Source organism: Cupriavidus sp. R6-3 (genome assembly GCF_059772245.1).
Map to the genome: position 1 here is coordinate 41875 of NZ_JCBAJO010000016.1, position 7739 is coordinate 49613.

The 7739-nt window shown below is 69.5% G+C and carries 7 protein-coding genes; 2 read left to right on the forward strand and 5 right to left on the reverse strand.

Features of this window, described 5'->3' with window-relative positions:
* The first annotated feature begins 11 nt into the window (after nt 1–11).
* Nucleotides 12–953, forward strand: a complete 942-nt coding sequence (egtD, locus tag AC6EI8_RS05380; protein ID WP_149316974.1) for an L-histidine N(alpha)-methyltransferase — start codon at nt 12–14, stop codon at nt 951–953.
* Nucleotides 954–1173: 220 nt separating this feature from the next.
* Nucleotides 1174–2448 carry an SUMF1/EgtB/PvdO family nonheme iron enzyme gene (locus AC6EI8_RS05385; RefSeq protein ID WP_265632680.1) on the forward strand — a complete coding sequence of 425 codons (1275 nt, stop codon included), beginning with the start codon at nt 1174–1176 and terminating at the stop codon, nt 2446–2448.
* Nucleotides 2449–2642: 194 nt separating this feature from the next.
* Here the strand turns inward: AC6EI8_RS05385 and AC6EI8_RS05390 are convergent, their stop codons facing one another.
* From AC6EI8_RS05390 to AC6EI8_RS05410, 5 genes are all read right to left on the reverse strand, one after another.
* Nucleotides 2643–4319 carry an L-lactate permease gene (locus AC6EI8_RS05390; protein WP_149316976.1) on the reverse strand — a complete coding sequence of 559 codons (1677 nt, stop codon included), beginning with the start codon at nt 4317–4319 and terminating at the stop codon, nt 2643–2645.
* A gap of 381 nt (nt 4320–4700) precedes the next feature.
* A complete protein-coding gene (locus AC6EI8_RS05395; RefSeq protein ID WP_498381453.1) occupies nt 4701–5345 on the reverse strand; it encodes a glutathione S-transferase family protein in 645 nt (214 codons plus the stop codon).
* A 47-nt stretch (nt 5346–5392) separates the two neighbouring features.
* On the reverse strand, nt 5393–6580 hold the full coding sequence (locus tag AC6EI8_RS05400) for an aminotransferase-like domain-containing protein (protein ID WP_498381454.1): 1188 nt from the start codon (nt 6578–6580) through the stop codon (nt 5393–5395).
* Nucleotides 6581–6683: 103 nt separating this feature from the next.
* Nucleotides 6684–7139, reverse strand: a complete 456-nt coding sequence (locus AC6EI8_RS05405) for a RidA family protein (protein WP_149316979.1) — start codon at nt 7137–7139, stop codon at nt 6684–6686.
* A 33-nt stretch (nt 7140–7172) separates the two neighbouring features.
* Nucleotides 7173–7739, reverse strand: a 567-nt coding sequence (locus tag AC6EI8_RS05410; RefSeq protein WP_498381455.1) for an EamA family transporter, incomplete at its 5' end; no start/stop codon positions are given.

A 7739-nucleotide genomic window follows, 5' to 3' on the forward strand; every position in this document is an offset into this window, starting at 1 on the left:
CGCTCGCCTTCGTGCAGCAGTACCGCCACGACGACGAGGCCGAGCGCGCCGACCTGATCGACGGCCTGCTGGCGCCGCATGCCAGCGTCCAGCCCAAGCACTTCTACGACGTGCTGGGCTCGCGGCTGTTCGAGGCCATCACCGCCTTGCCCGAGTACTACCCGACTCGCACCGAGGCCGAGATCTTCGCCGCGCATGCCACCGCGATCGGCGCGCGCTGCGGCAGCGGCGGCGTGCTGATCGACCTGGGCGCCGGCAATTGCCAGAAGGCTGCGCGGCTGTTCGGCGTGCTGCGCCCCGCCCAGTACGTCGCGCTCGATATCTCGGTCGAGTTCCTGCGCGACACGCTGGCCGGCCTGCAACAGCAGCATCCGCAGATTCCGATGATGGGACTGGGCGCGGACCTGTGCGCGCCGCTCGCGCTGCCGGCGCCGATCCGGCAGGGCCGGCGGCTGTTCTTCTATCCGGGCTCGAGCATCGGCAACTTCGCGCCCGACGCCGCGCTGGCGCTGCTGCAGCGCCTGCGCGCGGCGGCGCGCCAGGGCGACGGCGTGCTGATCGGCGTCGACCTGCTCAAGGACGAGGCGCAGCTGGTATCGGCCTACGACGATGCGCTGGGCGTGACCGCGGCGTTCAACCGCAACGTGCTGCGCAACGTCAATCGCGCAATCGACGCCAACTTCGCGCTGGCCGACTGGCGCCATGTCGCCAGCTTCGACCGGCAGGGCTCGCGTATCCAGATGCATCTGCAAGCGGTGCGCGACGTCGAGGTCCACTGGACCGGCGGCGGCCGCGCCTTCCATGCCGGCGAGCGCATCCATACCGAGGACTCGCACAAGTACCGCGTCGAGGGCTTCGCCGCGCTGCTCGAGGAAGCGGGCTTTGCCGATCCGGTGTGCTGGACCGACGCGCGGCAATGGTTCGCGGTGTTCCACGCGCGGGTGCCGGCTTGACGGGGGTGATGGTCTCACCGGGCCCGATGGCCCCACTGCGCCTGAGGTCTCAACGGCCCTGAGGGTCTCGACGCGCTTGACGGGCCTGAGGGTGATGCGAAGGCCCGGCGCCAAAGGCTCGCCCGGGGAAGGGAAAAGCCGCGGTGTCATAATGTCCGCTGACATGCCGCCCGCGCTGCGAGCGGTTTTTCCAGCGGCGTTTGATGAGACGGGCAATCCGATGAGCGGCTTCACCATGCTTCCCGATCTGTATTTCACCGGCGGCCGGCACGACTGGAGCGACGCGCGGCGCCTGCCGCGCGAGGGGCTGGCGCAGGCGCTGGTCGACAGCCGCAACCGCACGCTGGCCTGGCTGTCCGCGTTCGGCGCGGCCCGCCGCGGCTGGATCGTGCCGCGCCAGTACGATGCCGATCCCCCGCTATGGACGCTGGGCCATCTCGCCTGGCATGCCGAATGGTGGTGCCTGCGCGACGTCCAATGGCAGGAGCGCGGCGGCGTGCTGCTGCCGGTGCCGGCCGCGCCGGCGCTGCTCGACGGCGCCGACGAATGGTTCGATCCCGAGCGCATCGGCCCCGATGCGCGCTGGGAAGTGGCCTTGCCCGACGTCGCCGCGCTGAAGCACTACGCGGCCTCGGTGCTCGACGCGGTGCTGCGCCGGATCGCGCTGCTGCCCGACGATGGCGACGACACGCTGTATCCCTTCCGCCGGGCCCTGCAGCACGAGGACGCGCAGATCGAGCGCATCGCGGCGCTGCTGCAGGCGCTGGCGATGGCGCCCGACGATCCCGCGCTGACCCGCCCGCCGGTCAGCGTGCCCGACGCCGGCACGCTGCAGTTTCCCGGCGGCCGCTTCACGCAGGGCTGGGGCGAGCCGGACGGCTTCGCGATGCCCGACGAACTGCCCGCGCAGCCGACCTATGTGCCGGCCTTCGAGATCGACGCCGCGCCGGTCACCAACGCGCAATACCTGGAATTCGTCGACGACGGCGGCTACGAGCGGCCCAACTGGTGGTCGCCCGCCGGCCGCCAGTGGCTGATGACGCAGGAGCGCTCGGCGCCGCGCTACTGGGAGCGCCATGCGCAGACGCGCGCCTGGATGGCGCAGCGCTTCGACACGCTGCGCACGCTCAATCCCGACGAGGCGGTGCGCCACGTGACGCTGTACGAGGCGCAGGCCTGGTGCGCCTGGGCCGGCCGCCGCCTGCCGGACGAGGCCGAGTGGGAGATGGCCGCGGTGCAGAATCGCGGCGGCTTCCGCTGGGGCATGGTGCGCGAATGGACCGCGACGCCGTACGAGCCCTATGCCGGCTTCGCCGACGTGCCCTCGCACCCGGGTCCCGGCGACAGCGAGATGCAGGCGCGGTTCGGCCTTTGCCAGGCCGTGCGCGGCGCCTGCTTCGTGGGGCCCACGCGGCTGCGCCATGCGCGCGCACGGCTGGCGCTGGCGCCCGAGGAAGACGCGGCCTTCGTGGGGTTCCGTACCTGCGCGCTGTGAGCGGTGTCAGCGCTGTCGGCGCTTTGAGCACTGTGGGCGCTCCGAGTGCGTAACGCCCCGAAGAACCGGCGACGAAGCGGCGAAGCACCGGCGACGCGGATCGTCCCGCCATGAAAAAGCCCCGCCGAAGCGGGGCTTTTTCGTTGCCGGACTTGCCGTCCCGCTCGCGCGGGAACGGCATCGTCGTCGGTCGATCAGTGGATCACCAGGCGGGTGAACGGATCCACATAGGCCTGCAACGTGACGAACAGGCCCACCAGGATCGCCAGCACGACCGAGTGGAAGAACACGTAGCGCAGGATGTCGCCCTCGTGGCCGTACCACTTGGTCGCGGTCGAGGCCACCACGATCGATTGTGCGTCGATCATCTTGCCCATCACGCCGCCCGAGCTGTTGGCCGAGGCCATCAGCACCGGCGACAGGCCAAGCTGCTCCGCGGTGGTCTTCTGCAGGCCGCCGAACAGCACATTTGACGCGGTGTCCGAACCGGTCAGCGCGACCCCCAGCCAGCCCAGCATGGTGCCGAACAGCGGATAGAACACGCCGGTGTGGGCAAAGGCCAGGCCCAGCGTCGCGTCCAGGCCCGAATAGCGGGTCAGGTAGCCGACGCCGAACATCGCGCAGATCGTCAGCAGCGAGTAGCGCACCAGCTTGATGGTGTTCCAGTACTCGCGCAGCAGGCGCGGCACCGAATAGCCCATCAGCAGCCCGCCGACGACGGCGGCGACCAGGATGCCGGTGCCGGCCATCGACAGCACGTTGAAGTTGAACACCGCGGCCTCGGCGACCTGCTGCGGCACCACCGGCGGCACCTTCAGCACGGCCTTGTCCAGGCCCGGGATCGCATACTTCCAGGACCAGATCGCGTCGAAGGCCTTCTTGATCTGCGGCACGCCCCAGATGAAGACGAACACGGTCAGGATGACCCAGGGCATCCACGCCTTGGCGGTCGAGATGCCGGCGGCAGCGGCGTTGGCGCGCGCCTCGGCGGCGACCGCTTCGGGATCGTCGACCTTCGACTCGTCGTGGCGACCGAGGATCTTGGTGGTGGTCCAGATCTTCTTCGGCCTCCAGACCTTCAGGAACAGCGCCAGCGAGCCCATCGACACCAGCGCGGCGATCACGTCCACCAGCCACGGACCGTGGTAGTTCGACACCAGGAACTGCGGGATCGCGAAGCTGACGCCCGCTACCAGGATGGCGGGCCAGACTTCCAGCATGCCGCGGAAGCCGGCAAAGGCCCAGATCAGCCAGAACGGCACCAGCACCGAGAACAGCGGCAGCTGGCGGCCGATCATCGCCGACAGGTCGAGCAGGTCAAGGCCGGTCACGGCCGACAGCGCGATGATTGGCGAGCCAAGCGCGCCGTAGGCAACCGGCGCGGTATTGGCGATCAGCGCCAGGCCCGACGCGGCCAGCGGCGAGAAGCCAAGGCCGATCAGGATGGCGCCGGTCACCGCCACCGGCGTGCCGAAACCGGCCGCGCCCTCGAAGAAGGCGCCGAAGCTGAACGCCACCAGCAGCAGCTGCAGGCGCCTGTCCTCGGTGATGCCGGCGATCGAGCCCTGCAGCACCTTGAACGAGCCGTTCAGCGTGGTCAGCCGGTGCAGGAAGATGATGTTCAGCACGATCCAGCCGATCGGGAACAGGCCGGAAGCGATGCCCAGGCCGGCGGCCTTGCCGGCCATCGCGGCGGGCATGCCGAAGATCGCCGAGGCGACCACGATGCCGACCACCAGCGCCAGGCCGGCGGCCAGATGGGCCTGCAAATGAAAGAACGCCAGCGCGCCCAACAGCACCGCGACCGGCACGCCCGCGGCGAGCGTGGACAGGGCCATGCTGCCGAGCGGGTCGTAGACTTGACTCCACACGATTGAATCCTCCTCAGTGATGGGCCGGCGAGCCATCCTTCTGCGGGCGATCCTCGCCGGTTTGCCTGCGCACGACAGGGACGCGCAGGGGTGACCCAAGCTTCGCGCACGAGCAAGCGAAGGATTTTAAGGACGGCTATAGGTCACCCGCGATACATCGCGTCACGATGGGCGTGAACCGGATTCAGGAATCAGGGTTTGCCCGGGGCGCGCGTCCGGTGTGCAGCGTACTCCAATTGTTGCGGAACGGAAATGTCTGCTTGCCGGCACGGCGGGCGGGGGAAGGAACAACTGCGGGGGGAGGGAACCGCTGCGGAGATGGTGTTCCGGCGGCTGGCCCGGCGCCAGCGCCGGGGCCAGCGCCGGGACCATCGGAGGTGTTCAAGCCAGCGGCAGCACCAGGATGCCCGACGCGGCCGGCCGCGCGCGCATCTTCGCCAGCCAGCGCTCCAGCTCGGGGCGCGGCTCGCGCTGGATCGGCATGCCCATCCAGCGATGCGCGGCGCAGGCCAGCGAGATGTCGGCCATGCTGAAGCGGTCGTCGCAGATGAATTCGCGCCCGGTCAGCGCCTTGTCGAGCAGGGCGGCCAGCGGCTCGGCCCGCGCGATCGAACGGGCGATCGCGTCGACGTCGCGCCGCTCCGCCGGCGTGCGCACGGTCTGCACGAAGGCGTCGACCATGGCCGGCGTGAAGGCGGTGTTCTGCCAGTCCATCCAGCGGTCGGCGGAGGCGCGGGTGCGCACGTCCTCCGGCCACAGCGTGCCTTCGCCGTACTGCGCGCACAGGTAGCGCACGATCGCATTCGATTCCCACAGCACGAACGGCTCGCCGCCGATATCGGTGCCGCGGAAGTCCTCGATCACCGGGATCAGCCGGTTCGGGTTCAGGCGGACGTAGGCCTCGGTATCCAGGTCGCCGCGCGTGACGCCGATATCGATCCGCTCGTGATCGAGATGCAGTTCGCGCGCGCACCAGACGACCTTCTGGACGTTGATCGAAGAGAGCCGGCCCCAGATGCGCAACATATTGGTCTTCCTTGTTCTGGTCGGTGCCGTGGCCAGTCAGCGCCGGATCAGGCCGCCTTGGCGTGGCCGGCCTGCGCCGCGATGGCCTCCGCGAACAGCTTGCCAAGGATCGCCACGCCTTGCTCGATGCGCTCGGGCGGCACCGTGACGAAGGCCAGCCGCAGCGTATTCTGCCGCGGATTGGTGGCGAAGAACGGGGCACCGGGCACATAGGCGACGTTGCGTTTGACCGCTTCCTGCAGGATCGCCATGCTGTCCAGCCCTTCCGGCAGCGACATCCAGATGAACATGCCGCCCTCGGGCTGGTTCCACTTGACGCCGGCCGGCATATGGCGCGCCAGCGCATCGAGCATGTAGCGGCACTGGTTGCCGTAGAGCTCGCGGATGGTCGGGATATGCGTATCGAGCAGGCCGTCGCGGATCGTCTCGTAGGCGACGCGCTGCGTGAAGCTCGGCGTATGCAGGTCGGAGGCCTGCTTGGCCTGGCACAGCTTGAAATGCAGCTCGGGCGGGGCGATCACGTAGCCCAGCCGCAGGCCGGGCGCCAGTACCTTCGAGAACGAGCCCATGTAGATCACGCCGTCCGGGTTCATCGACAGCAGCGTGGGCAGCTGGTCGCCGGTGTAGCTCAGCTCGCCGTAGGGATCGTCCTCGATCAGCAGCACGTTCAGTTCGCGCGCGCGCTGCACCAGCGCCTGGCGGCGCTCCAGCGGCATGCGGCGGCCGGTCGGGTTCTGGAAGTTCGGCAGCGCGTACAGGAAGCGCGCGCCGGCGGTCAGCTCGGCGGTCAGCGCCTCGGGCTGCAGGCCCTGGTCGTCGCTCGGCAGCGAGACGAACTCAGGCTCGAACAGCGAGAAGGCCTGCAGCGCCCCGAGATAGCTCGGCGTCTCGACCAGCACCGGGCTGCCCGGATCGATCAGCACCTTGGCCAGCAGGTCCAGCGCCTGCTGCGAGCCGGTGGTGATCAGCACGCGCTCGACATCGACGCCATGGCGGCGCGCGATGAATTCGCGCAGCGGCAGATAACCCTCGGTGGCGGTGTACTGCAGCGCGGCGTGCGGATTGTCGGCGAATACACGGGCCACCGCCTGTTCCATCGCGGCGACCGGAAAGGTCGCGGGCGACGGCAAGCCGCCGGCGAACGAAATGACTTCCGGACGCTCGGTGACCTTGAGGATTTCGCGGATGGCCGAGCTGGTCAGTTGTTGCGCCCGGCGGGAGATGGCCCAATGCATGATGGTCTCTTGGTGTGGTTCTCGCGCGGCGGCGCCGCGCGATGTCGGTCAAATCGGTGCGGCGATGCGCGCTGCGCGCACGCCTGAAAAGTTGGGGCTGGCCTTATTGGACCTCGACGATCATCTCGATCTCGACGCAGGCGCCCAGCGGAATCTGCGCGACGCCGAACGCGCTGCGGGCATGCTTGCCCTTGTCGCCGAACACTTCGGCCAGCAGCTCGGAGCAGCCGTTGGTGACCAGGTGCTGCTCGGTGAAGTCCGGCGTCGAATTGACCAGGCTCATCACCTTGACGATGCGCGTCACGCGGTTCAGGTCGCCGACGTGCGCGTGCAGCGTCGCCAGCAGGTCGATCGCGATCGCGCGCGCCGCCGCCTTGCCCTCTTCGGTGCCCAGCTGGTCGCCGAGCTTGCCGACCCACGGCTTGCCGTCCTTGCGGGCGATATGGCCCGACAGGAAGACCGTGTTGCCGGTCTGCGCGGCCATCACGTAGGCGGCGGCGGGGGCGCCGGCGGTCGGCAGTTCGATGCCCAGGCGGGCGAGGGTGTCATAGACGGACATGCAGACTCCTGTTGTGCGAGAGTTCGTGAGGGTTCAGCGGGATCGTGCGGGCGGCAGGCCCACGGACGCAGCGGACGGGCCCGACGTGGCCGACGTGGCCGACGTGGCGGACCCGGGCGCGGCACGCACCGCGGTCCGGCGCCCCAGCGCCACCACCGCGATCACCGCGACGGCGAAACCGATGGTCGGCGCGTCGAGCGGCTCGGCCAGCAGCAAGGCGCCGCCGGCCAGCGTCATGAACGGCTGCAGCAATTGTATCTGGCCGACGCGGGCCACGCCCCCTTTCGCCAGTCCGGCGTACCAGAAGACGAAGCCGATGAACATCGAAAAGAGGGAGACGTAGGCCATGCCCAGCCATGCGCGCGCCGACGCGGCGGCGATCTGCGGCAGCGTCTGCGCGGCCATCCAGGCGACCGTCGGCAGCACCACCGGCAGCGACACGACCAGCGCCCAGCTGATGGTCTCGAGGCCGCCGAGCTCGCGCGACAGCTTGCCGCCCTCGGCGTAGCCCAGCGCGCCCAGCACCATCGCGGCGAACAGCAGCCAGTCGGCGTGCTGCAGCGCGCCGGCGCCTTGCCACAGCGCGAAGCCGACCACCAG

Bases quoted from the DNA above. Each gene is read 5' to 3' on its own strand.
- AC6EI8_RS05405 (WP_149316979.1), bottom strand. From the start codon at position 7,139: ATGTCCGTCTATGACACCCTCGCCCGCCTGGGCATCGAACTGCCGACC.
- AC6EI8_RS05400 (WP_498381454.1), bottom strand. From the start codon at position 6,580: ATGCATTGGGCCATCTCCCGCCGGGCGCAACAACTGACCAGCTCGGCC.
- AC6EI8_RS05395 (WP_498381453.1), bottom strand. From the start codon at position 5,345: ATGTTGCGCATCTGGGGCCGGCTCTCTTCGATCAACGTCCAGAAGGTC.
- AC6EI8_RS05385 (WP_265632680.1), top strand. From the start codon at position 1,174: ATGAGCGGCTTCACCATGCTTCCCGATCTGTATTTCACCGGCGGCCGG.